This is a genomic window from Pirellulales bacterium, assembly GCA_036267355.1.
Lineage (GTDB): Bacteria > Planctomycetota > Planctomycetia > Pirellulales > DATAWG01 > DATAWG01.
Genome location: DATAWG010000009.1, coordinates 1 through 24,116, shown reverse-complemented (window position 1 = coordinate 24,116; position 24,116 = coordinate 1). Strand labels below are relative to the sequence as shown.

The 24,116-nt window shown below is 61.9% G+C and carries 20 protein-coding genes; 9 read left to right on the top strand and 11 right to left on the bottom strand.

Annotation, left to right across the window (positions count from 1 at the left end):
• Positions 1-14: 14 nt before the first annotated feature.
• Together glgP and VHX65_02175 are read right to left on the bottom strand one after the other, a co-directional pair.
• Positions 15-2,213 (bottom strand): alpha-glucan family phosphorylase, encoded by a 2,199-nt coding sequence (glgP, locus tag VHX65_02180; protein HEX3997335.1) that lies wholly within the window; start codon positions 2,211-2,213, stop codon positions 15-17.
• A gap of 261 nt (positions 2,214-2,474) precedes the next feature.
• The gene (locus VHX65_02175; protein HEX3997334.1) at positions 2,475-3,293 is read right to left on the bottom strand and encodes an RNA methyltransferase; all 819 of its coding nucleotides are present in this window, start codon (positions 3,291-3,293) and stop codon (positions 2,475-2,477) included.
• Positions 3,294-3,544: 251 nt separating this feature from the next.
• On the opposite strand from VHX65_02175, the gene VHX65_02170 reads away from it, so the two are divergent.
• Together VHX65_02170 and VHX65_02165 are read left to right on the top strand one after the other, a co-directional pair.
• Positions 3,545-4,465, top strand: coding sequence for an MqnA/MqnD/SBP family protein (locus tag VHX65_02170; protein HEX3997333.1), 921 nt, complete (start codon positions 3,545-3,547; stop codon positions 4,463-4,465).
• Positions 4,466-4,621: 156 nt separating this feature from the next.
• Positions 4,622-5,002, top strand: coding sequence for a hypothetical protein (locus VHX65_02165; GenBank protein ID HEX3997332.1), 381 nt, complete (start codon positions 4,622-4,624; stop codon positions 5,000-5,002).
• Positions 5,003-5,043: 41 nt separating this feature from the next.
• Here VHX65_02165 and VHX65_02160 read toward each other — a convergent pair whose 3' ends face one another.
• The 6 genes from VHX65_02160 to VHX65_02135 all read right to left on the bottom strand — a co-directional run bounded on the left by VHX65_02160 (position 5,044) and on the right by VHX65_02135 (position 10,335).
• Positions 5,044-5,631 (bottom strand): thioredoxin family protein, encoded by a 588-nt coding sequence (locus tag VHX65_02160; protein HEX3997331.1) that lies wholly within the window; start codon positions 5,629-5,631, stop codon positions 5,044-5,046.
• Positions 5,632-5,865: 234 nt separating this feature from the next.
• A complete protein-coding gene (locus VHX65_02155) occupies positions 5,866-6,651 on the bottom strand; it encodes an SDR family oxidoreductase (GenBank protein ID HEX3997330.1) in 786 nt (261 codons plus the stop codon).
• Positions 6,652-6,710: 59 nt separating this feature from the next.
• Positions 6,711-8,159: a GTPase HflX gene (hflX, locus tag VHX65_02150; GenBank protein HEX3997329.1), complete on the bottom strand. Its 1,449-nt coding sequence runs from the start codon at positions 8,157-8,159 to the stop codon at positions 6,711-6,713.
• A gap of 143 nt (positions 8,160-8,302) precedes the next feature.
• Positions 8,303-9,523, bottom strand: coding sequence for an ATP-grasp domain-containing protein (locus tag VHX65_02145; protein HEX3997328.1), 1,221 nt, complete (start codon positions 9,521-9,523; stop codon positions 8,303-8,305).
• Between the two features lie 309 nt (positions 9,524-9,832).
• Positions 9,833-10,027 carry a hypothetical protein gene (locus tag VHX65_02140; GenBank protein ID HEX3997327.1) on the bottom strand — a complete coding sequence of 65 codons (195 nt, stop codon included), beginning with the start codon at positions 10,025-10,027 and terminating at the stop codon, positions 9,833-9,835.
• Positions 10,024-10,335, bottom strand: a complete 312-nt coding sequence (locus VHX65_02135) for a hypothetical protein (GenBank protein HEX3997326.1) — start codon at positions 10,333-10,335, stop codon at positions 10,024-10,026. Before VHX65_02135 ends, VHX65_02140 begins: the two co-directional genes overlap by 4 nt.
• Positions 10,336-10,679: 344 nt before the next feature.
• Between VHX65_02135 and VHX65_02130 the strand changes: the two genes are divergently transcribed.
• The 6 genes from VHX65_02130 to VHX65_02105 all read left to right on the top strand — a co-directional run bounded on the left by VHX65_02130 (position 10,680) and on the right by VHX65_02105 (position 19,306).
• Positions 10,680-13,934 (top strand): DUF1553 domain-containing protein, encoded by a 3,255-nt coding sequence (locus VHX65_02130; GenBank protein ID HEX3997325.1) that lies wholly within the window; start codon positions 10,680-10,682, stop codon positions 13,932-13,934.
• Positions 13,935-14,015: 81 nt separating this feature from the next.
• Entirely contained in the window at positions 14,016-15,485 is a 1,470-nt protein-coding gene (locus tag VHX65_02125) for a DUF1501 domain-containing protein (protein ID HEX3997324.1), read from the top strand.
• 175 nt (positions 15,486-15,660) lie between these two features.
• Positions 15,661-16,608 carry an ABC transporter ATP-binding protein gene (locus VHX65_02120; protein ID HEX3997323.1) on the top strand — a complete coding sequence of 316 codons (948 nt, stop codon included), beginning with the start codon at positions 15,661-15,663 and terminating at the stop codon, positions 16,606-16,608.
• A 70-nt stretch (positions 16,609-16,678) separates the two neighbouring features.
• A complete protein-coding gene (locus VHX65_02115; GenBank protein ID HEX3997322.1) occupies positions 16,679-18,028 on the top strand; it encodes an ABC transporter permease in 1,350 nt (449 codons plus the stop codon).
• 437 nt (positions 18,029-18,465) lie between these two features.
• Complete coding sequence (locus VHX65_02110) at positions 18,466-18,711, top strand: hypothetical protein (GenBank protein HEX3997321.1); 246 nt, start codon at positions 18,466-18,468, stop codon at positions 18,709-18,711.
• Positions 18,712-18,811: 100 nt separating this feature from the next.
• Positions 18,812-19,306: a hypothetical protein gene (locus VHX65_02105; GenBank protein ID HEX3997320.1), complete on the top strand. Its 495-nt coding sequence runs from the start codon at positions 18,812-18,814 to the stop codon at positions 19,304-19,306.
• Positions 19,307-19,323: 17 nt separating this feature from the next.
• On the opposite strand, the gene VHX65_02100 is transcribed toward VHX65_02105, so the two are convergent.
• Entirely contained in the window at positions 19,324-19,983 is a 660-nt protein-coding gene (locus VHX65_02100; GenBank protein HEX3997319.1) for a hypothetical protein, read from the bottom strand.
• 603 nt (positions 19,984-20,586) lie between these two features.
• Positions 20,587-22,335 carry an acyl-CoA dehydrogenase family protein gene (locus tag VHX65_02095; protein ID HEX3997318.1) on the bottom strand — a complete coding sequence of 583 codons (1,749 nt, stop codon included), beginning with the start codon at positions 22,333-22,335 and terminating at the stop codon, positions 20,587-20,589.
• Positions 22,336-22,576: 241 nt separating this feature from the next.
• Between VHX65_02095 and VHX65_02090 the strand changes: the two genes are divergently transcribed.
• A complete protein-coding gene (locus tag VHX65_02090; GenBank protein ID HEX3997317.1) occupies positions 22,577-23,164 on the top strand; it encodes a hypothetical protein in 588 nt (195 codons plus the stop codon).
• Between the two features lie 62 nt (positions 23,165-23,226).
• Here the strand turns inward: VHX65_02090 and VHX65_02085 are convergent, their stop codons facing one another.
• Complete coding sequence (locus VHX65_02085; protein ID HEX3997316.1) at positions 23,227-24,105, bottom strand: TIGR00282 family metallophosphoesterase; 879 nt, start codon at positions 24,103-24,105, stop codon at positions 23,227-23,229.
• Positions 24,106-24,116: the final 11 nt, after the last annotated feature.

Genomic DNA, 24,116 nt, shown 5'->3' with positions numbered 1-24,116 from the left:
ACGTGGCAGCGGCGCTATCGGCCCGGCATTTCGCAGCTTAGGCCGCCGGCGGCGGGGACGTAGCACGCCTTTGCATAGTCCATCACCATGCGGTGGGCGCTGAATCGCCATGCCAAGGAACTGATCGAGTTCATCATCATCTGGATCCAGTGCCGCGGCAGGCCGTCGGCGTCGCGCTCGTAGAACAGCGGAATCACCTTGTTCTCCAACACGCGATACAAGTCCTCCGCGTCGCGGCGGTCGCCTTGTTCTTCGGAAACGTGCGAATGGCCTCTACCGATCGCGAAGCCATTGGTGCCGTCGTAGGCCTCGGCCCACCAACCGTCGAGCACCGAAAGATTCAAGCCGCCGTTGAGCACGACCTTTTGTCCGCTCGTGCCCGAGGCTTCCAGCGGGCGGCGAGGGGTGTTCATCCACACGTCGACGCCTTGCACCAAATGCCGGCAGACATTCACGTCGTAGTCTTCGACGAACACGACCCGATTGGCAAATCGCGGATCGTGCCTCAGATTGGCGATCTTCTTGATCAGCCGCTTACCCGGCTCGTCGGCAGGATGGGCCTTGCCGGCGAAAATAATCTGAATCGGCCGCGCCGGATCGTTGAGCAGCCGGCAGAATCGATCCGGATCGGTGAGAATCAGATCGGCCCGCTTGTAGGTGGCAAACCGGCGGGCAAAGCCGATCGTCAGCACGTTCGGATCCAAAAGGCTCCGCGCGCGATCGACGACTTCATCGCTTTCGCCGCGGCGGCGGCATTGCCGGCTCACTCGGCGGCGAACGAATTGCAGCAGCAGATTTTTCAGGCTGTAGTGCGTTTCCCAAAGTTCGCCCGGATCGATGCGATAGATTTCGCGCCACGTTTCCGGCTCGCCCATGCGGCGCATCCAATCGGCGGGAAAAATCCGGTCGTAGAGCTGCTGCATTTGCCACGCGAGCCACGTCGGCACATGCACGCCGTTGGTGATATGCCCGATCGGAATTTCGTCTTCGACGCGCCATGGCCAGAGATGGGCCCACATCCGGCGGCTGACGTGCCCGTGCAGCGAACTGACGGCATTCGCCCGCCGCGAAAGCTTCAGCCCGAGCACGGTCATGGTGAACGACTCGCTCTCATTGTGCGGCTCGACGCGGCCGAGCCCCATCAATTGCTGAAACGAAATCCCCAACTGATCGCGCAGCGGACCGAGATGCTCTTCGATCAAGCCGCCGTCGAAGCGATCGTGCCCGGCGGGCACCGGAGTGTGGGTGGTGAACACGACATGCTGCGACACTTCGCGGAGCGCATCGTCGAACGACATGCCATCTTCTTCCATCCGCTCGCGAATGGCTTCGAGCGTGGCGAAAACGCTATGCCCTTCGTTCAAATGATAGACGCCGGGCGAAATGCCGAGCGCCTTGAGAGCCCGAATCCCGCCGACGCCGAGCACCAGTTCCTGGCGAATTCGCGTCCGCGTGTCGCCGCCATAGAGGCGGCTGGTCAGCTCGCGATCCTCGGGCCGATTCGAGTCCACGTCGCAATCCAGCAGATACAATGTCACCCGGCCGACAAGCATCTTCCACACCTTGGCCCGCAGCGGACCGGTGCGCGTGTCGATGCGCACGACGATGTGCTGCCCATCGGTGCCCACCGCGGGTTCCATGGGCACGTTTTCCACTTTCGTGTCGAGATATTCTTCGTGTTGCCAGCCGTCGATATCGAGGTGCTGCTTGAAATAGCCCTGATCGTAGAACAAGCCGATCGCCACCAGCGGCACGCCCAAGCCGCTGGCGCTTTTGATATGGTCGCCCGACAGAACGCCCAAGCCGCCGGAATAAATTGGCACGGATTCGTGCAAACCGAATTCGGCCGAGAAATAGGCGACCGGCTTCGCCCCCAGCACCGCGGCGTGCGTCGTGCTCCAATCCTGCCGGCGGTTCAGATATTCTTTCAGCCGCCGATGAGCATGATTGATGCGGCTATAAAGCACCAATTCGGCCGCCCGCATTTCCAATCGTTCGGGCGTGAATTCGGCCAGCAGGGCGACCGGATTGTGGTCCAACTGTCGCCAGCGGATCGGATCGAGATCGCGGAACAGATTCGTCACTTCGGGATGCCAACTCCACCACAGGTTCCGCGCGATCGTGACGCACTTATCGTAAAGCGCTTGAGCGGAAAGCTCGGAGAGGGGCAATTTTTCCGCCGCAATCGACGGTGCAACTTCAGCTTGGCTCATGCGAATCCCTTGCTGACCAATGATGAAAAACCGAAATCCGGCTGGCCCCTTTCCTGCGGGCACCGTAAAAACTAAACGATTGTACTGCTTTTACGCAATCCCCGCGAGACCGCGATGCGACGTCCAACGGAAAGGCAATTGATATTGCCGCTGCCCGTGTGCCACTGGCTATGCCCGCTGCCCGTGTGCCACTGGCTATGCCAGTGCCAGGCTTCGAGTGCAGAACACGATGCTACTGCGCTTCCGCCGCGGAGCGGCGGGCTACATCGACGGCGACTCCGTCGCGGATGAGGCGCGTTGCCGCAGGGCTTCATAAAACAGCACGGCCGCGGTCGCCGAAACGTTGAGGCTGTCGGCGGCGCCGAGCATCGGCAGGCGAATCGACGTCGTGCAGCCAGACCATGCGGTCGATAGTCCGTGCGATTCGCTTCCCAATAGGATTGCCGCGGGCCCTGTGAAATCAGCTTCCGTGTAATCTTTTGCGGCATCGACACGGGCTGCAAACGTCGGAATATTCCGCCTCGCGAGCCAATCGCGCGCGGCAAGGGCCGTGGTCGCACGAACGGGAAGCGTAAAGATCGTGCCCAAGCTGGCCCGAATCGTGTTCGGATTATAGAGATCGGTTCCGCCGTCGGCGACGAGGAGTGCCGCCACGCCTGCCCCATCGGCGCTGCGCAATACGGCCCCGACATTTCCCGGCTTTTCGACTCCCTCCAACACTGCCACGAGCGGACAATTAGGCAACTGCAAATCGTCGAGCGTCGTGTGCGGAGGTCGGGCCACCGCCACGATCCCTTCTGCCCGTTCGCCGAATGCCAGCCGCTCGAACACCGCCGGCGACACTTCCGTTTGCCTGACGGCCGCCGCAGCCAATCCCCGCAGCAATTGGCCTGCCGCCGCATCGTCGCCCCCACACAGCGCCGGCCGAACGAAGACTTCTTCGATCTCGATCCCCGCCGCCAAAGCGCGCGAGATTTCGCGCGTGCCGTCGATCAAAAACCGCCCCTGCCGGCGGCGATGCCGGCCGTCGCGCAGCGCGAGCACTTCCCTGACGCGCGGATTTTGCAGGCTCGTAATCATCGGTTATGGCACGGCAAGAATGGCGGTTAGATTGGTCGGGCGTTGCCCGATGCTCGACATCCATGGATCGATAGCCGAGCGTCCGGCGACAACGCCCAATGTATCGGCCGTGTCGTTTGACGCCCAGAGCCGGCGACGCCTATCATGGCGGGCGAGGCCGTAAGATTCGAGGCTGCCTGGACGAAACTGCGTTGCGAGCGCTGTGGCGCCTGCAGGCCATAGTCCGTGCGGCCTTTCTCAAGGAGATTTTCGTGACTGCAACCAAGCAACTCATTCGCGTCGGACATAGCCCCGATCCGGACGACGCGTTCATGTTCCACGCTCTGGCGAACGGCAAGATCGACACCGGCGATTTCGAATTCCGGCACGAATTGGTCGATATCGAAACACTCAATCGCCGTGCATTTGCCGGCGAACTCGAGCTGACCGCCGTCAGCGTTCATGCCTATGCCTATCTCACCGACAAATACCTGCTCTGCCCGTGCGGGGCGAGCATGGGCGACGGTTATGGCCCGATGGTCGTCGCTCCGCGCGACTATTCGCTCGACGAGCTGCGCGGGCTGACGATCGCCGTGCCCGGCACGCTAACGACCGCTTTTCTCGCATTGCAGCTTTGCCTCGGCCGCGGCGAGCGGAATGTCGGCGTGCGGAATGTCGGCGAGCAGCATGTCGGCGTGCGGCATGTCGGCGTGCGGCATGTTGTGGTGCCGTTCGATCAGATTATCGAAACCGTCGAGGCCGGAGAGTGGCAGGGACAGCCTGTGCAAGCCGGATTGGTGATCCACGAAGGTCAGCTCACCTATGGCGACCGCGGCTTACGATTGGCGGTCGATCTCGGGGCGTGGTGGCTCGAGCAAACCGGATTGCCGCTGCCGCTGGGCGCCAACGCGATTCGCAAAGATCTCGGCCCGGATGCGATTCACGAAGTGAACCGGCTGTTGCACGAGAGCATTCGCTATGCGTTGGGGCATCGCGAGGAATCGCTCGCATACGCGCTTCAATATGGCCGCGACCTGGATCACGCCCGGGCCGATCGGTTCGTGGGGATGTATGTCAACGATTGGACGCTCGATTTCGGGCCGCGCGGCCGCGAGGCGGTTCGCCGGCTCCTGGCCGAAGGTTTTAAGGCGGGCGTAATTCCCGAGCGAGTCGAACCGGAATTTGTTTCGTAACGGCAAACGGCGATAGAATAACAATAGCGGCGTCGTCCCTCGCTAACGCTTCGGGCGAGTGTGCGTGATACTAGCCCGAAGCGTTAGCGAGGGTGAACCGCCGACGAGCGCCGAGCTTTCCAAAAACCGCCTGCGCCAGCACGGCTGGAACATACGATGGATCCACACCAGCCCGACGCGCCGCGGAACAACGGCATCGAGCAGTTTCGGCCGGTTCGGCCCGAACGGCCGGACGAACCGCCGACGGCGACCAAGCGAAAATCGTCGCTGTCGATCATCCTGGCCGCGGGAGCGCTGTTGTTTGGCATTGCCATCCTCGCGGTTTTGATGGGTCCGGTCAGTCCGGTCGTGTTCGGCGCGATCGGGATGGTGTTGTTGCTGGCGGCGCTGGCCGCGTTTCACTATGTGGTGTGGGGCTGGTGGCTCGGCAATGTGATCCGCTCCGAAGTCGAAGCCGAAGAGCGAGCCGAGGAGGAAGCCCAGCGGCGCATTGAAAAATACTCGCCGCGGCAAGAAAAGCCGGAATCCCACAAGTAGACCGCGATTCCGTCGTGGAAGGTCCGCCACGGAATGGCGGCCTATCGAACGTGGCCAAAATAATCCGGGGCGTTGCCCGCCCGCCATTTGATGTTGCAGCCGATGCTCGGCTTTTGCTCCGCCGGAACCGGTTTGGCGGCGAGAACGGCATCCAGCGCCCGCCGCAAATCCGTGCCCGTCACCGGGATGCCCGAATCGGGTCGGCTCGAATCCATCTGCCCGCGATACACGAGCTTTTGATCTTTGTCGAACACGTAGAAGTCGGGCGTGCAGGCGGCGTGGTAGGCCTTGGCCACTTGCTGCGTTTCATCGTAGAGATACGGAAACGTGTAGCCGCGATTCTCCGCCTCGTGGACCATCTGCTCGGGCGAGTCGGCCGGATAGCCGGCCGCGTCGTTGGAATTGATCCCCACCACTGCCACGCCCCGTGCCTGATATTCGCGGGCCAACAGCGCAAGCCCCGCCGCCACGTGCTTTACATACGGACAATGGTTGCACATGAAAATCACCAATAGCGCCGGGCTCCCGGCGAAATCCGCCAGAGACACCGTTCGGCCGTCGACATTCGGAAGCGAAAACTCGGGCGCCTTGGTGCCCAAGGGCAACATCGTGCTGGGAGTCAGAACCATGGCGATTGTCCTCCGCTCGTGTGTGAAAACCGATGGTTGCGGTCAATCGTAACAAATGGCCAACCGGTTGGGGAGCGAGCAATGTGCCGAAGCGCGATTCCGCAAGCGAGCTTTCAACCCGGTTTGCGTGGAAGCTCGCTTGCGGTTTGGGAATGGGCGCCGCTGCTGGCCTGTCCTGGACAAGCCAGCAGCGGCGCCCAATTCGCCACGACGCGGCCGACGCCAGCCAGTAGTTCAGCCGTAACGAGTCATCGCTTCGTCGATCAATCGCGGGAAGAGGCGATTGACGAAGGTCAAGAACCAGCCGGGAAGGTTGGGGATGATCTCGTGCCGTTTGTGGCGCATGGCCCGAACTGTGGCGCGGGCGACCGCTGCCGATGAAACGGCTCCCCAGCGCGGCCAGCGGGTTTTGCCGTCGCCGTCGACGACGTTGCCAAAAAATTCCGTCTCGGTCGTTCCCGGGCTGACGACCAACAGGTCGATTCCCACGGGCCGCAATTCCGTTCGCAGGGCCTGGCTCAAGCCGCGCAGGGCGAATTTGCTCGCGCTATATTCGCTCATCTGCGGGGCGCCGCGATGGCCTAGCACCGAAGCAATGTTGACCACGATCGGCCGACGACCTTGCCGCAACAGCGGCAGCGCCTCGCGCGTAAGCTCGGCGGCGGCGAAGAAATTCACTTCGAAGATTTTTCGCAGCCGCTCGGGCTGAGCCATGTCGAACCGGCCGGTGGCGCCGATTCCGGCGTTGTTCACCAGCCCATCGAGGCCGCCGAATTTCTCGGCCGCCCGATCCAACGCCGCTCGCCGCACCGCCGGATCGGTAACATCGCCGGCGACGCATTCCGCAGCTCCGCCGGCCTTGCGAATCTCTTCGGCCACCGCGGCAAGCGCATCTTCGCGCCGCGCAAGCAGCACGACTTTGGATCCTTGCCGGGCAAGCTCGACGGCAATCGCCCGCCCGATCCCGCCCGAGGCGCCGGTCACGAGCGATCGCATTCCAGCGATGGTGCGGTAGGGCATGGGGAAGAGGGACGAGGGACGAGGGACGAGGGACGAGGCAACGGGGCGACGAGCGGTTGCTAATCTCGGCGTGGCTTTTTGCTTTTTGGAGTGGCCGTTTCGGCGTGACCGTTCGATTCGGCGGCTTTGGCGATGTTGCCCACCGTGCCATTGTTCTCGGCGGGCGAGCGGTGTAGATGGCCATCGGCATCGGTCGTTCGCATCTCATTCGCCCCTCGCCCCTCGTCCCTCGCCCCTACGTCGTGCGGTCGGACGACCGTCGCTTCTTCGTGGATTCGGCCAAGATGATTTTGGGAGATCCGGCAGTGGATCACCACGCGGCTGTCTTGGTATTGCTTGGAGAGCACTTCGCCATGTGCGGCGACATAGGCCTGCAATCGGCCGTTTTCGACGCCCGTCTCGATATCGACGTCGAGGAAATTATGGCTCAACGCCGCGCTTACTTCACCGGCCAACTGCGGCAAGCCCGTGCCGCGGCGAGCGCTGATCGGCAATGCATGTGGATAACGGCTGCGGATGCTGTCGACGGCGCTGCGGTTCGCCAGCGCGTCAATCTTATTTAGCACCAGCAATGTGTCTTTCGCTTCGATGCCGAGCTCCTCGAGCACGCCATACACGGCCGCGATCTGGTCCAGTGCCGCCGGGTCCGACGCATCGGCCACGTGCAACAGCAAATCGGCTTGCCGTGCTTCTTCCAGCGTGGCCTTGAAGCTGGCGATCAAATGGTGCGGCAGGTCGCGAATGAAGCCCACCGTGTCGCTCAGCAGCACCGGCCCCCAGCCGGGCAACTGCCAGCGGCGGGTGCGAGTGTCGAGCGTGGCGAACAATTTATCTTCCGCCAGAACGTCGGAACCGGTGAGCACATTCAAGAGCGTGCTCTTGCCGGCATTCGTGTAACCGACGAGCGAGACCGTCATGCGATCGTGGCGCGCGGCGACTTCGCGCTCCTTGCGGCGTTGGATGCCCTTGAGCTCGGCGCCCAGATCGTGAATTCGCTTTTCGACCAATCGGCGGTCGACTTCCAATTGCTTTTCGCCCGGCCCGCGCATGCCGATGCCCATCTTCAATCGCGACAAGTGGGTCCACATCCGCTTCAGCCGCGGCAGAGAATACTGCAACTGCGCCATTTCCACGGCGAGCCGCGATTCGTAGGTTTGCGCCCGGCCGGCGAAAATATCGAGGATCAATTCGGTGCGGTCGAGCACCTTGATGCTCAGCGCTTGTTCCAGATTGCGGATTTGAGCCGGGGAGAGATCGTTGTCGAAGAGGACCACGTCGGCGTCGGTCGATGCTGCCAAGCCCTGCAGCTCGGTCAGCTTCCCCTTGCCGAGATAGGTGGTCACGTCGGGCGTTTCGCGCCGCTGCGTCATCCGCCCGACGACTCGGGCGCCGGCCGTGTCGGCAAGCCCGGCAAGTTCGTCGAGCGGCTCTTCGGCCGCGGTGCGATGGTCGAGCAACACTCCCACCAGTATCGCCGCTTCCTGGGCGACACTTTCGGTCCGCTTCATTTCAGTCACGGTTAGGCTTGTCCTCCGCGTTTTTTCATTCGCCGCGAGCAACGTCGCATGGCCCCTCTCACTATTGTAACGCGCGAGTGCAAAAGGTTCGGCAATTCGGCATTATCGCCGCCGATTTTGCTGAAAAAATCGTCCTATCCCGCAGCACACGCTCCCGTACCAGCCAATTCAGCTCTCGCTAACTCCGCTGACGACTTCAACTTGGCGAGCACCGCAGCTTCGTTCGCCCCGCTTGCTAGCACAGTGACGACCGGCTGCCCGGCTCTTATCGATGAGCCAGCGGCTGGAATGTCGGCCATCGTCGGCCATGCGCAATTCGAATTCCGCCGCGCGCAGCATGCGGGAAACTTCAGCCCAACGATTATATCGCTGCAGGCAAACAGAATCGCCTTGCCGCAGCACGGACGCGCATCATCCAACCGATCAGCTAGCCCTCCGTGTGCTACCGGTTCTGCCGCTGCTGCTGCCCGCCTATCGGCCCCCATAGAAACACTGGCGGAGCCAGTGGCACACGGTAACCCACCGAAGGCCGCGACATGCAAAGCGATTGATCGAATGCCGAGGGCGCGTTCCAAAACCTCGACGGAGGCCGTATACCGCGGATTTACTTCCAGCGGCCACACGTCGCTACGGCCAGCGGCCAAATCGCCGCCGGCGACAATAGCATCGACCCCGAACAGGCCGCGCAAATCGAATGCCTCGGCGAGCACATCCCCGATCCGTGCGAACCGATTCGCGGTGGCCGAGTTCAACCGCAATGGCCCGATCGATCCGCAATAGCGGAATCGATGCGCGGCGTCGGCGGGCAATCCGCACCAATCGAGCCCGATCAGTTGCCGCGTGACGCCGAGGAGGTGTGCCCGTCGCCCGGCGGCAAGAAAAACCGCGCCGACCGGCATGCCTTCGATGCGCTGTTGGAAATAGGCCGGAGCCTCAAGTCCGAAGGTTGGAGGGCCGTCGATCCACGGGCGAATGCGGCTTCCGCCTGCCGAAGCGAGCGGCTTGCAGAGCCATGAACCATCGCGCGGCAAACCCGCGGCCGAGCCTGCGCACCTCGGCGCATTTAATCCAGCATCTCGCAGCACCGCAGCAACGCGCAGCGGATCGCGGACCGCTCGCAACGCCTGGCCGCCGATACCATAGAGCATCCGCCCTTGGCTGATTCGATCGATCAACTCCGGCTGGTTCTCGAGCGCGCCGGTATACATCCACGGACCCGGCGGCGCGGTTGCTGTCGCTTGTTGCAAGCCTGCCGGATAGTCGGCAAGCTGAATCGATTCGGCGCATTCGCGGAGATCGATGTCTCCGAATCGATCCGCCGCCCAAGGCTCGAACCCGCTTCGAATCGCCGACATCGCCGCCGATCGGGCACTGGCGCCGACGATCAGTAGCCTTTTGCAATCCCGATCACGCATAAGCGCGGGCCTTTTTCCTGCTCTTTATCGCCAGCGGGAAATGGCAGCCGGTGGCAATGCGCTTCGGCGGCACATGCCTCACGACTTTTCCTGATTCGGAAGTGCGACAGTTCGGAAACTCGCCCCGCTAGAAGCGCCAGTTTAGGCCTTTGGCGGCGCCACACGCAACCATAGCGGCGGCGCTGAACCAGTTTTGCCGTAGCTGTGCCAGATGCATGCCGCGAAGACAAAATTTCTCGAGGCGGCGTCTTATTTCCGATTGATGGCACAATCGGGCAAGGCTGCCTTCAGCTCTTTGATGCCGGCGTCGGTGACTCGGGTGCCGTCGAGAAAGAGCTTGGAAAGATTCTTCAGACCGACGAGTTCCTTCAGCCGGTAGTCCGTGACCTTCGTATTGTCGAGGCCAAGCACCGACAGGTCCGTCAGCGCGGCGAGCTGCTTCAATCCGGTATCCCGCACACCCGTGCCGTCGAGCCTACCTTGGTATCGCGGAGGTCAAGATCCGTGATATTGACGAGCGTGGTCAACTCCTTCAGGCCGGCGTCCGTCAGCTTGGCGCCTTGAAGGCGCACTGCCCACAATTGCTTGAGATGCGAGAGTTGCTTCACGCCGGCATCGGAAATCGAGGTGTCGCTGAGATCGATCGCCGTGAGGCTTGTAAGGAAGGCGAGGCCCTTTGCACCTGCATCCGTCAGCGCTGTGCCACTTAAATCGATTGATACGAGATCGTGAAGATTCGCGAGTTGATTCAATCCGCTTCCGGTAACCTGCGTGTTGTTAAGAAAGCTGTGGTGGCTGCTTGCTGACGTTGTTCGGCAGGGTTGGGCGTCGGCTCCGGAGCCTGGGCGAGCAAAGCCCTGCCGCCGAGAAATAATAAGGAAGCGCACGCCAAGTGGTAGAACTGTGGACGAATCATGGATTCCCCCCTGATTCGGATTCGACCGCTTCCGCCCACGGCCGCCCAGCCGGATTGTCCACGACCACAAAAACGCGGACGATTGGCGCCTCGACCGTATCCAACCAGGCGCTACACTGGCTACAATGACCCCGGTTGACATCTGCCTCCCGCCAGGCATCCCACGCCGTTTTTGGGTAGATGAAAGTTTTCGTGATGTTGAAATATCTCGCCCCGCTATTTCGTTCGCGCCCGCGCGTCGCCGCGCTGATCTTCTTCGTGGCCGTCGGCGGAAATAGGATTGCCGTCGAAGCTGCGCCGCCCATCGCCGCCTCGCCGGCCGGCACGAAGGTCGATTTTGACCACGAGATTCGGCCACTGTTCAGCGACAGGTGTTTTCGCTGTCATGGGCCCGATGCGGCGGACCGGAAAGGTGGGTTCCGGCTCGATCAGCAGAAGAGCGCTTTAGGAATGGCCGACTCGGGCGAACACCCGATCGTGCCGGGCAAGCCGGAGTCGAGCGAATTGATTCGCCGGATCACGGCCGACGACGCCAGCGAGCGGATGCCTCCCAAGAAATCGGGCAAGACGCTATCGAAAGATGAAATCGAATTGCTGCGGCGCTGGATTGCCGAAGGAGCGGAGTGGCAGAAGCATTGGGCGTTCGTTCCGCCCGTGCGGCCCGCGGAGCCGGCGCTGAAAGATCCGCATTGGGCGCGCAGTCCCATCGACCGATTGGTCCGCGCGCGGTTGGACGCGGAAGGGCTCAAGCCGTCGCCCGAGGCGAGCCGCGCGGCGCTGATTCGCCGGCTGTCGTTCGATCTGACGGGGCTGCCGCCGACGCTCGAGGAAATCGACGCTTTCCTGAACGATGCGTCGGACCAAGCCTACGAGAAGGTCGTCGATCGGCTGCTTGCTTCGCCCCATTACGGCGAGCGAATGGCGGTGGAATGGCTCGACGGAGCCCGGTTCGCCGATACGAACGGCTACCAGAACGATTTTGCGCGCGATATGTCGCCGTGGCGCGATTGGGTCATTCAGGCCTACAACGGCAACATGCGCTACGACGAGTTCGTCGTCGAACAATTGGCCGGCGATCTGCTTCCTCACGCGACGGTGTCGCAAAGGATCGCGACAGGGTTTTTGCGCAACAACCGCTCGGTTACCGAGGCCGGCTCGATCGAGGAAGAATGGCGGATCGAAAACATGATCGATCGCGTCGAGACAACATCGGCAGTGCTGCTGGGGCTGACGATGGGCTGCGCGCGATGCCACGATCATAAATACGATCCGATCAGCCAGCGCGAGTTCTACCGCTTCCTGGCCTTCTTCAATAGCACCAAGGATCGCGGTTTTTATTCCGAAACGCGTGGAAACACCGGGCCGATGGTGCGCGTCGTCCAGCCGGACCAGCAGCGACGGATCGCCGAGTTCGACATGGCGATTGCCAAGGCGGAACGCGATGTCGCCGCGGCACACAATGGCGACGACGGGGCATTCGCCAAGTGGCGGAAAGCGATCCACGACACGCCGCCGTCGAAACCGTCACCGGTTGCCGTTGTCGGCGCGCCGCTAAGCGGAGATTTGCAGATCGCGACCGGTAAGGAGCATCAACCGGACGGCAAAGTCCTTCTGGGAAGGTTCGCCGGCAGCAAGCTCTCGTGGAGCGATGGGCTTTTGGGCAAGGCATTGCAGTTGCCCGGGGAGCCGAAGGCGTACGTCGATCTCGGCGAAGCCATTCCGTTGAATCGCGAGGGCGTGTTTTCGCTTTGCTGTTGGGTTCGCCCCGATGGTCCAGGGGCGCTCTGGAGCAAGATGGACGACTCGTCCGCCAATCGTGGTTTCGACACGCTTGTCTTGGCCGATGGGCACCTGGAACTCCACATGGTCCATCATTGGCCCGACAATGCCATTAAAGTCGCGACCAAAGAGCGTCTCCGCATGGGGCAATGGAATCATCTTTGCATCACCTACGATGGATCGAGCAAGGCGCAGGGCATCAGGATTTATTTGGATGGGCGGCAAGCCTCGCTGGAGGTGGTCGCAAACGCTTTGACCGCGAGCATTGCCACTCCGCAGCCCTTCCGTTTGGGCTCGCGATCGGCATCGCTGTTTTACAAAGGGGCGCTCGGCGATCTTGGATTCTTTGATCGAATCCTGAAGTCCGACGAAATCCGGACTCTCATCGCATCGACGCTTTCCGCTGCCGTGAAATTGCCAGGCGGCACGGATCCGGTCCACGAGAAGATTCTCAAGGAATATTTTGCGTCGGTCTCGCTCGACACTCCACGAACGAAAGGGCAAGACGCTCTTGCCAAACTTCGCGCCGACAAAGAAGCCTATCTTTCCAAGGCGGCGATTCCCACCGTGATGGTCCTCGAGGAAATGGAAACACCTCGTCCGACCTATCTTCTGAAGCGAGGGCAGTACGACGCCCCGGATACGAGCCGATCGCTCGACCCGGGAGTGCCTGAATTTTTGCCGCCACTTCCCAAGGGCGCGCCGGTCAATCGGTTGGGATTGGCCCGTTGGCTCGTCGATCCGGCAAATCCGCTGGTGGCACGCGTCGAAGTAAATCGAATCTGGGGACGGCTGTTTGGCGCGGGGCTTGTCACGACGCCCGATAATCTTGGCTCCCAAGGCGAACCACCTGCGAATCCGGAATTGCTCGACTGGCTGGCGACGGAGTTGGTCCGCTCTGGCTGGGATATCAAGGCCCTCGAAAAGGAGATCGTCACGAGCGCCACCTATCGCCAATCGTCGGTCGTTACCGCCGAATTGGCGAAGCGCGATCCGGAAAATCGCCTGCTGGCCCGCGGGCCGCGACATCGATTGTCGGCCGAACAGATTCGCGACAACGCACTGGCGGTCTCAGGCCTGTTGTCGCTGAAGATCGGTGGCCCGTCGGTGAAGCCTTATCAACCGGCGGGGCTGTGGGAAGAACTGGCGGGCGGCGCGGGCCAAGGCCCCTATCGGCAGGACACGGGCGAAAACCTTCATCGCCGCAGTCTTTACACTTACCGCAAGCGGACCGTCCCGCATCCCACGACGAGTACGTTCGATGCCCCAACGTGGGAATCCTGCACCGCGAAACGCTCGACCACCAACACGCCATTGCAGGCGCTCGCGCTGTTGAACGACGAAACCTATATCGAGGCCGCCCGAGCGCTGGCGCAGCGGATGATGCAGGAAGGCGGCACAGAAATCGACGCCCGCCTGCGCTACGGATTTCGCCTCGCGACCGGTCGCGCGCCGGCGGCGAAAGAAGTCGAGCGGCTAACCGCGGCATACGATCGCTACCGCGAAGCGTTCGGAAAAGATCCGGCCGCGGCGAAAACGCTTTTGCGCGTCGGGGAGTTTTCTCCCGATTCCCATTTGGACAAAATCGACCTCGCGGCCTATGCGACGATCGCCAGCATTCTGTTGAACCTCGACGAAACGATCACCGACCATTAGCGGTTCGACTTGCGTGAGCGACAAGGCGCTCGCCGCCGGGAGCCGGGCCGCCGTGCTTATGGTTGTCCACGGAGAACCGATATGAACCCGTTCGGCATGAATCCCTTCGACGTCGCTCTGCGAACCAATCGCCGAGTTTTTCTGCAGCGGTCGGGCCTGTGTTTGGGCACCGCGGCGTTGGGATCGCTATCCGCGGGCGCCCTCCCGCCGCACGCAATGGGCGCGGAGGATGGAATCGAACGGTCTATGTTTCGATCCGGCGGGCGGCCGGCGGCCAAACGAGTCGTATATCTCTTTCAAGCCGGGGCTCCTTCGCAGCTTGAATTGTTCGACTATAAGCCGAAGCTCAGAGACCGGCAGCGGCAGGAACTGCCCAGCGAGGTGCGGATGGGGCAGCGACTGACGGGGATGACTTCCGGCCAGAAAAGCTTCCCGATCGCCGCCTCGATTTTCAAGTTTGCCCAGCATGGCCAGAACGGGAACTGGGTAAGCGAGCTTTTGCCGCACACGGCCGGCGCAGCCGACAATCTGCGAATCATCCGCTCGATGCACACCGAGGCGATCAATCACGATCCGGCCGTTACGTTTTGCCAGACCGGATCGCAATTGGCGGGCCGGCCCAGCATGGGCGCCTGGGTTGCCTATGGCCTTGGCACTTTGAACGAAGACTTGCCGACGTTCATCGTGATGGTGTCGCGCGGGCTTTCGGATCAGCCGCTTTACGATCGCCTGTGGGGGAGCGGCTGCCTGCCGTCTCGTTATCAAGGCGTAAAGATGCGCAGCGGCAAGGAGCCGGTCTTATATCTTACGAATCCAGCCGGGTGTAGCCGCTCGACTCGGCGGCAGATGCTCGACGACATCAAGGCGCTCAACCTCGATCAATACGCTTCGAGCGGCGACCCGGAAACGCTCACCCGCGTCGAGCAATATGAGCTTGCATTCCGCATGCAAACAGCCGTGCCCGATCTGACCGATATTTCCCACGAGCCACAGTACATTTTGGACATGTACGGACCGGATGTTCACCGCCCCGGCAGCTACGCGCGGAATTGCCTTCTGGCCCGGCGCTTGATCGAGCGCGATGTGCGATTCGTGCAGCTCTATCACATGGGGTGGGACCAGCACGGCGATTTGCCGGATCATATCTCGAAACAATGCCGCGACACCGACCAGCCCTCGGCAGCCCTCGTCAAAGACCTCAAACAGCGCGGGTTGCTCGACGACACGCTCGTGGTTTGGGGGGGTGAATTTGGCCGAACGGTTTACTCGCAGGGCAGGCTTACTCCGACCAACTACGGCCGCGATCATCATCCGCGCTGCTTTTCGATCTGGTTGGCCGGCGGCGGCGTCAAGCCAGGTCCTGCCTACGGCGCGACCGACGATTTCAGCTACAATATCGTTGAAAACCCGGTGCACATTCGCGACCTCAACGCCACGATCTTGCACTGCCTGGGCATCGACCACACCCGGCTGGCAGTCAGGCAACAAGGACTCGACGTGCGGCTTACCGGCGTCGAAGAAGCGCATGTCCTTCAGCAGATTCTGAGCTGACGGCCGGAACAGCGGCGCCGCTGGAACTTGTCTGGCTGATTTGCGCCCTGCTTGCCGATGCGCGCGTGAGCGGCACGGGCTCGCAACCGTCGATCGAAAGCTCTATTTGAGCGTCCCGCTCGGGCCTCGCGTGTGGTACGATGCTCGCCAAGCATCCCAGACCCCGCAGGCCCCGATGAACTCCGCGATGACCGCTCCGCTCGTGGATGTTGTCGACCTCCAGAAAAGTTACGGCGGAGCGAAAGCGCTCGATGGCGTCAGCTTCCAGGTGGCCCAAGGAGAGATATTCGGTTTGCTCGGGCCGAACGGGGCGGGCAAGAGCACGCTCGTTTCTATTTTGGCTTGCCTGCTGGAGCCGTCGTCGGGCGAGGCGCGGATTCTCGGCCGTCGCGCCGACCCCGCCGACCGAACGCTGCGGAGCCAACTGGGCATCGTGCCGCAGGAATTGGCCCTCTACAGTGAGTTGACGGCGCGCGAAAACCTGGAGTTCTTTGGCCGACTGTATGGCGTGGCCGGAGCGGCACTCCGCGAGCGTGTCGCTCATTTGCTCGATGCAACAGGGTTGGTCGACCAGGCCGACCATCCGGTCGCAACGTTTTCCGGCGGCATGAAGCGGCGGCTGAATCTCGGCGCGGCGCTGGTACACGAACCGAAACTGGTGCTGCTCGACGAACCGGCGGTCGGCGTCGATCCACAGTCGCGAGCGCATCTGTTCGAAGAAATTCGCCGGCTCCACCAAGGCGGCACGACGATTCTTTATATCAGCCACTACATCGAAGAAGTGCAGACGCTATGCTCACGCGTCGGGATCATCGATCACGGGCGATTGATTGCTTGCGACACGCTGCCGGCCCTTTTGCAATTGCTTCCGGGATTGATTCGGTTCCGCGTTTCGAAAATCACCCCCGAACTGCGCGAGCAATTGAGCCGGCTGCCGGACACGCGTTGGAGCGAGTCGGGCGAAAGTCGGGGCGCTCTCGAATGCCGCGACGTAAAAAACGCATTGCCCCGATTGATCGCCATCCTGGTGCAAACGCGCAGCGAACTGCTGAGCATCGAAACGATCGAACCAAATTTGGAACGCGTGTTTTTGCACCTCACCGGCAGCACCCTACGGGATTGAGGCGGCCGGCGACGGCCCGAAAAATGACACGCACGTAGTTTCCGGCCTTTGATGGGGCGAAAAGTTTCCTATGGCAATCTGGACGTTGGCTCGCAAGGATTTTCGCGTCGTTTGGCGCGATCGGCGCGCGCTCATCGTACTGATGGGCATGCCGCTGCTGTTGATCTTGGTGCTCGGGCTGTCGCTCGGCGAAGGTTTTGGGCAGAAGCCCGACGATCGCCTGCGGATTTCGATCGTCGATCTCGACCGCGGATCCGTCGAGCACGATGCGCAAAGCAAGACCGATATTCCGCACCATTGGGCCCAGGAGTTTCAAGACGATCTGGCGGGAACGGCCGGCATCCGCGTCGAGCGGATCGCCACGTTGGACGAAGCCAAACAACTCGTCGAGCATGGGCGGCGGGCAGCCGTGTGGGTGTTTGGCCCGGACTTTAGCCAGCGGCTGACCAACTGCTCGTTTCTCGTCGGCGGCGTGAATCCGCTCGATCGCGACGGCGTCGATCTGGCAACCCTCGATTCCCAATTGCTTCGCGACCCGACGCAGCTCACCGCCTCCTCGATCATCGCGCAAGTGGCGCAAGGCACGACGCTCCGAATCGTGCTGCCGTGGATGATCGGCAGGGCATTCAACGAAGTCGGCAAGCAAATGGGCGGCCTGGTGCAAACGGCATTGGCGCGCCTGTTTCCGAACTACAATCTCACCGCCACCACCTGGGCCGGCCTGACACGGTCGAAGCCTCGCGCGTCCGGCTCGGCGGCAATCACGACGTATCAAACGCCGGAGGAAAACGGACTGCTGAATCGCGGGGCGGCGCGGTACCAAATCCTGGTGCCGACGTATTTGGTCACGTTCGCCTATTTTCTAGTGCTCGTCGTCGGGCGGCTATTCGTTTCCGAGCGCCAACAAGGGACCATGACGCGGCTTCGGGCGGCGCCGCTGTCGCGTTTTCAAATCATGGCGGGCAAATTTCTGCCGACCTATTTCCTGTCCGTGTTGCAGGGAGTCTTTCTGCTCGTCGCCGGAAAATTGGCGTTCGCGATGAGTTGGGGCGACCAGCCGCTGTGGCTCGTCCCGGTGGTGCTGACGACTTCTCTATCGGCAATGGGACTCGCGCTGGTGGTCGCTGCACTTTCGCGAACCGAATCGCAGGTGGCCATCTATGGAACGCTCGTGGTTTTGGCGCTGGCCGGCGCCAGCGGCTCGCTCTTGGGCGATCGCGAGCTCATGCCGGCCGCGATGCAGCGGATCAGCCTGTTTACGCCGCAAGCTTGGGCACTCGACGCCTATCGGCAACTGCTGGCCAACCCCGCCGGGCCGAATTTATGGATCGTCGGTGAATGTTGCGGCGTGCTCACGCTGTTTGGCGCCGGGCTGATCGTCATCGGGTGGAAAATTTTGCGATTGGACGCGGCCGCATAGGCAAGAGCATGCGGCGAATGCTCGGCCAGCAACGATCGCCGACGTTGCGACCGTGTGGGCCACTGGCCAGCGCAGTCGGCCAGTGGGAGCGCCGCAAGACTCGACGACCCGCTCTCGAACGCCGCCGTTTGCAAAGTGTTTTCGCGCCACAAGCATCCGAACCTTAACCTGGATTATGCATCGCGCCACACTCGGCGCGAAGCGGAAGCGAGGGAGCCACCGTGGCTTACCCTCGCTAACGCTTCGGGCTACTATTTCGCGGCGTGTCGCGAATTCCTGGCTCGATGAGTAATTCGGGGTTAACGTCAACTCGCTGGCCGGCACTGGCAGAGCTGCGTTTGCCACCGCCACCCGCTGCCGCGAGTGATTTTCCGGCCATTGACAGCCTACCATCAGGTCCGCAAAATGCAGGGCCTGGGTAAACTGAGGGAGGTTTGATGGCAGCACAGCGATTCACTCTGACGTTGCTGGTCGGGGCCCTTGGGCTGCCGATTTTGCTGTGCGTTTTGATGGCCGTAGGGCGGCTTTTGATTGGAATGGGCGATCTGCAAGGCTCGGAAGTCGTAAACCGGATCGGTTTGGGGCTTTTCGTGCTGTGGGTCGCCGACTTGATCGGGCTGGTGGTCGTGCAGGCAATTCTGTCGCTTGGCGGTCCCGGACAGCCTCCAGACGACATTGAATAGGTTTCCGTGGAGGGGCGAGTTACGATGGAAGGATTCGGCAAGTTCGAACTGAACACGATCCACCTTCCCGCGACCGCCCACCCCGCGTCAGATTCTCGTAATGCTAGTGCGATTTCTTTGTCCGGCTTGCCATCAGCTTTTGGGCATAGCGCCGCGCAAGGTGGGCGCCCAGGTGAATTGCCCGAAATGCGGGGCAACGATTCTCGTTCCGAGCCCGGAAGAATCGCCGACGGGCGAAGCGTTCGCGGCCCCGGCCGCCGATATCGCGCCGCCTGATTTTGCCGCCGCGGACCAAGATGTCGCAAATTCGGCTTCAACGGAAGCCGCGCCTGCCGACGCAGGCCCCGCCGATGCGGTCGGATTCGATGTTTTGGGCGACGTTGCGAACTACGACCGGCCTCGCGGCGCCATCGCCGCGCCGCATACGGCCCGCAAACGTGCGCCGGCCGCCGACCTTCCGCTCGACGACGGCGAGCGGATCGTCATTTCGCGGCGCGTCGTGTATTTTCAAGCGGTGCTCTTGGCGATCGTCGGGCTGCTGGCGCTCGCGGCCGGCTATCTGATCGGCAGCGGAACTCGGCTGCATGGCCCGTAAAAGCCCTCTGAACAGGGCTATTTCGCGGGCTTTACAGTCGCGGGCGGATTCGCCGGCGGGTTCGCCGTTTGGGCCGGCGCGATTCTAATCGCGGGCATCGCCGCCCTGGCAGCCGCCACGCGAGCAGCACGAAGCTGTAGCTGTTGAATACGAATCGCGTTGACGTTGCGGCGGATCTGCATTAGGGGCGAGCCGTAGATTGGCGGCGTCGCTTCGGCCGGCGGCCGCAATGCGTCGGCCGCCCTGCTCGCGGCCGCATCGCAATCCCCCTGCGCAAGTTGTTCCAACGCGGTTTTGGCGGCTTTCTTTGACTCCGAATCTCCGGATTGCAGGAATCTCGCAAGCAGATCGACCGCCGCCGCGGTTTGTTCCAAACTATGCCCGTGTGCCGCATCGGCCAGGGGACCGATGGCCGCACGACCGATTTGAAACAGCCGTTGCGCGGAATAGTCGCGCTTTGCAAATTGATCGCTATCAAGCTGTCGCACAAGTTGCGGAACATCCCCGGCCGAAGGCGCGGCGGCAACCGGCGCCGGGCCAGCGGCTCCAGCCGGTTTCCCATTCTCTGCCCGAGCGATTCCGGCGGTACACAGGCATGCGGCAACCAGTGCAGCCGCCGCCAGACCCGCGAACCTTCTCTGCAATAAAATGTGCAACGAGAGTTGCGAATGCGTCATAAAAAGTTGCTCCCCGCCGAGCGAAATGCCGGCCTCAAAACCTCCTGGCAATCCCCGCAACACCCCCCCAAAGACACGAGCAATCAGCGACGAGCATACATCGAGAGCAGCCGTTTGTAAATGTAGCCCGAAGCGTTGGCGAGGCACGCGATTCCGACCTCCGATGCGATCCTTCGACGCCCTCCTTCACAGTCGGCCGAATCGCTTTGACCACCCCAAAATCCAGCCGCGACACTAGCCCGAAGCGTAAGCGAGGAAGCGCTCCGTTGCGAGTCGCCTTCACGAACGCAATCATCCGCCGCTTGCCGCCTGCATCGAGACGATGCCGCCGTTGCGGCGCTTCCTCGCTAACGCTTCGGGTTAGTGTTGCAAAGGTTTGGGATCGTGGGTCGATAGTGAGGCGCCAAATCGTCGGGCCTTGACCATCCCACAATCCGCCCCCAACACTAGCCCGAAGCGTAAGCGAGGAAGCGCTCCGTTGCGGGTCGCCTTCACGAACGCAATCATCCAATCTGCATGCCGCTTGCGGCCTGCAGCGAGACGATGCCGCCGTTGCGGCGCTTCCTCGCTAACGCTTCGGGTTAGTGTTGCAAAGGTGGACTGTTAGAGCAGCAGATCCGCTGCTTCGGTGGTTTCGCGGTCGTCGTTGTCCCAGAGCGCTGCGAGGTTCGCGCGAATGCGGCGCTCGGCGGCGCGGAGGAAATAGCGGCCAGTGATCAAATCCTTCCGCACTTGGCCATCGCCGTCGTGGGCATGCGCCAAGAGCGACTCCAATCGCCGCAGCACACACGCGCCGACATACAGGTCGATCAAGCAATCGCCGATTCGGCCAAGTTGATACTCGCGGTCGACGATCGCTTCCTGATACCGCCGCAGCAGGCGTTCGACATTGGTCGCGAACAGCGACACAAGCCGGCCAAGACGATCGGCGTCGGGCTGGAGTTCTGCCTGATGGAGCCGAACTTCGGGCGGTCGAAACCAGGATTCCAATCGCCGGCCGGCAAAACTGCCGAGTTTGCCGAGGTTTTTTAGCGGCCGCTTCATGGCATGCAAGATGCCTTGCAGTTCCAGGCCCACATCCCGCATACCGACCACGGCGACGAAAGCCCGCAACACGTCGTTGGCCCCTTCACCGATCAAGTTGATCCGCGCATCGCGCATCATGCGCTCGAAAGGTTCATCGGTGAAATAGGCCTTGCCACCGAAGATTTGGATCGTGTCGTTGACGATTCGCCACAGCGTGTCGGTGGCGAACACTTTGAGGATCGCCGTTTCGAGCATGTAGTCGTCGTGGGCGGAATCGATCAAGGCCGCCGTCATATACGTGGCCGCTTCGATCGCGAACGTGCCGGCGTTCATATAGGCCAATTTATCTTTGACCAATTCGAACTGTCCGATCGGTTGGCCGAATTGCACGCGCGTGGCGGCATGGCGTGCGGCGCGGGCCATGCAGAATTTCGCCGCCCCCGTGCAAGTGCCTCCGAACGTGGTGCGGCCGAAATCGAGCACCGTGAGCGCGACTTTTAGCCCCTTGCCCAACGTGCCCAGCACGTTTTCTCGAGGGACAAACATATCATGAAACGCCAGCCGCGATGTCGCCGTTCCGCGCACCCCGCACTTCGGCATCCGTGGCTCGACCACTTCGAAGCCCGGCATGTCGGGCGTGACGATAAATGCGGTGATTTTCGTTTCCTTGCTGCCGCTCACCGGCGTGCGGGCCATCAACGTCAGCACCTGGGCGATGCCGCCGTTGGTGATCCAGCGTTTTTCGCCGTTGATGATGTAGCCGCGACCGTCGGCCGAGGGCATCGCGGTGGTTTGCACATTCGCCGCATCGCTGCCGGCCTCGGGCTCGGTGAGGGCGAACGCGCTGATCCACTTTCCGCTGGCAAGATTTGGCAGCCATTTGGCCTTCTGCTCTGCTGTGCCAAACAGCACGACCGCCCTAGGACCGATCGAATGATGGGCGTTGACGAACAGCGCCGTACTGGCGCAATGCCCGCCGAGAACTTCCAGCAGGCGGCAATACGAGGTCTGGCTCAATCCTCGTCCACCGCATTCGACGGGCAAACAGGCGCCCAAGACGCCGAGCCGGCCAAGGCCATCGACGACCGACTGCGGGATCATCGCCTCGCGGTCGATTGCAATCGGATCGACGTTCTCGGTGCAGAATTGGCGCAGCTCGGCAATCATCCGTTCGGTCTGCTGGTCGCTGCCGACCGGATAGGGAAGGAGCTTATCGTTAAGAAATCGGCCAAAAAAAAGCCCTTTGGCAAAGCTGGCCTTGGCCAGCCGATCACCGAGCATTTCCTCGGCTTGGGCGATTTGTTTTTCGCGTTGAGAGTCCGCCATGAGATTTTCGCGAGAGGTCGGTGCGATGAAAGAGCGTCAGGCTAACCCGAAGCGTCAGCGAGGCTGCCCCCGCCGCTGGGCGCCGTCCGCGCTAATGCTTCGGGCCAATGTGCCGGAAAAAAAGGTGAAAAGCCTTGGCAGTCAATTCTATCGGCCCGGTGCAATCGGTCGATGCCCCGTGTTACAATCGCTCGAAAACGTGGGGATGACTTCTTTTCCACACTGACTCGGAGCGACAACCATGCCTCGCGCACGACAGCGGATTCGTAATGCAGGACTCGTTTTGCTGGGTGGAATTCTGGGGTCCGCGGCCTGTGCGGCCTTGTCCAACTGGCAACGTGCGGCACGGGGCGCCGCCGAGCCCAAGAAGCAGGCCCCCACGCTTGCATCGCTCGCGGCGGACACGGAACTGCTCAAGGCCAAGGCAACGGATCAATCGCACGTGATGATGGATGTCAGCTTTCAATTCGCGAACGTATGGTTCGCCGGCCAGCATGCCAACTGGGATCTGGCCGACTTCTTTTTGGGAGAAACCGACGAGCATTTGCACTGGGCCGTGCGCGTGATTCCGGTTCGCAAGGATTCGGCCGGAAAAGAAGTGATCTTGAAAGATATTCTGCAAGCGATCGACAACAGCCCGATGAAGCAACTGAAAGCAGCCGTAAAGGCGAAAGACAAGGTGGCGTTCGAGAAGGCCTACCGCTTCATGCTCGAAGGTTGCTATTCATGCCACAAGGCCGTCAGCAAGCCGTATCTGCATCCACAGATCCCCACGGAGCCGGCCACGCCGATCATCAATTTCGACCCGAACCCCGACTGGCCGAAATAAGCAATTCTCGGCACCGTTCGACCGCGCATCGGGCGGCTTGGATTGGTTGTTCGCAAGCAGGGCTACTTCGGCTCCGGCTCCGTCGCGGGCGTCTCAACGCTCGAGCCGTTCGTGGATGCAGCCGGCGCCGATGAAGAGTTCGCGGTGAGCCGTTCGGCCTCGGCCATGGTGATCGAGAGGCGCCGGATGGCGGTGGCCCGGCCGGTTGTCGAATCCAATTCGACGATCGAGCCGTTGAGCCGCACGTCGCCCGTGGCCACGTCGAACGGGGAGGGGTTGAACGTGAGCGTCGTCGATAAGACGCGATCGATGCGCCGACCGAGTATGCTTTCGTGCGGGCCAGTCATGCCGACATCGCATTGAAACGCGGTGCCACCGGGAAGAATCTGCTCGTCGGCCGTGGCAACGTGCGTGTGCGTGCCGAGCACGGCCGACACCCGGCCATCCAGATATCGCCCGAGCAGCTGCTTGTCGCTCGTGGCCTCGGCATGAAAGTCGACCAGCCGCACATGCACATCGTCGGGCAATGATTGCAAGACGCGATCGATCGCTTGAAACGGGCAATCGACCGGCCGCATGAACACCCGGCCCAACAGGCTCACGACCGCGACGCGGACTCCGTTGCGAGCGATAACCACGGCCACGTCGTGGCCCGGCGCGTTGGCCGGAAAATTAGCCGGTTTGACGATATCGCTCTGCGAACGCAGGATCGGCTCGATTTCGGCCCGGCGATAGATGTGATCGCCCAACGTGATCGCGTCGACGCCGGCGGAGCGCAGCTCGTGGTAGATGGCCGGCGTGAGGCCCGAACCGCCCGCCGCATTCTCGGCATTGGCCACCACGAGATCGAGCGATTCGCGAGCGATGAGCCCACGAACCGCGCGCACCACCACCTGCCGCCCCGGCTTGCCGACGATATCACCGATCAGGAGAACTCGCATGAACAGTTACT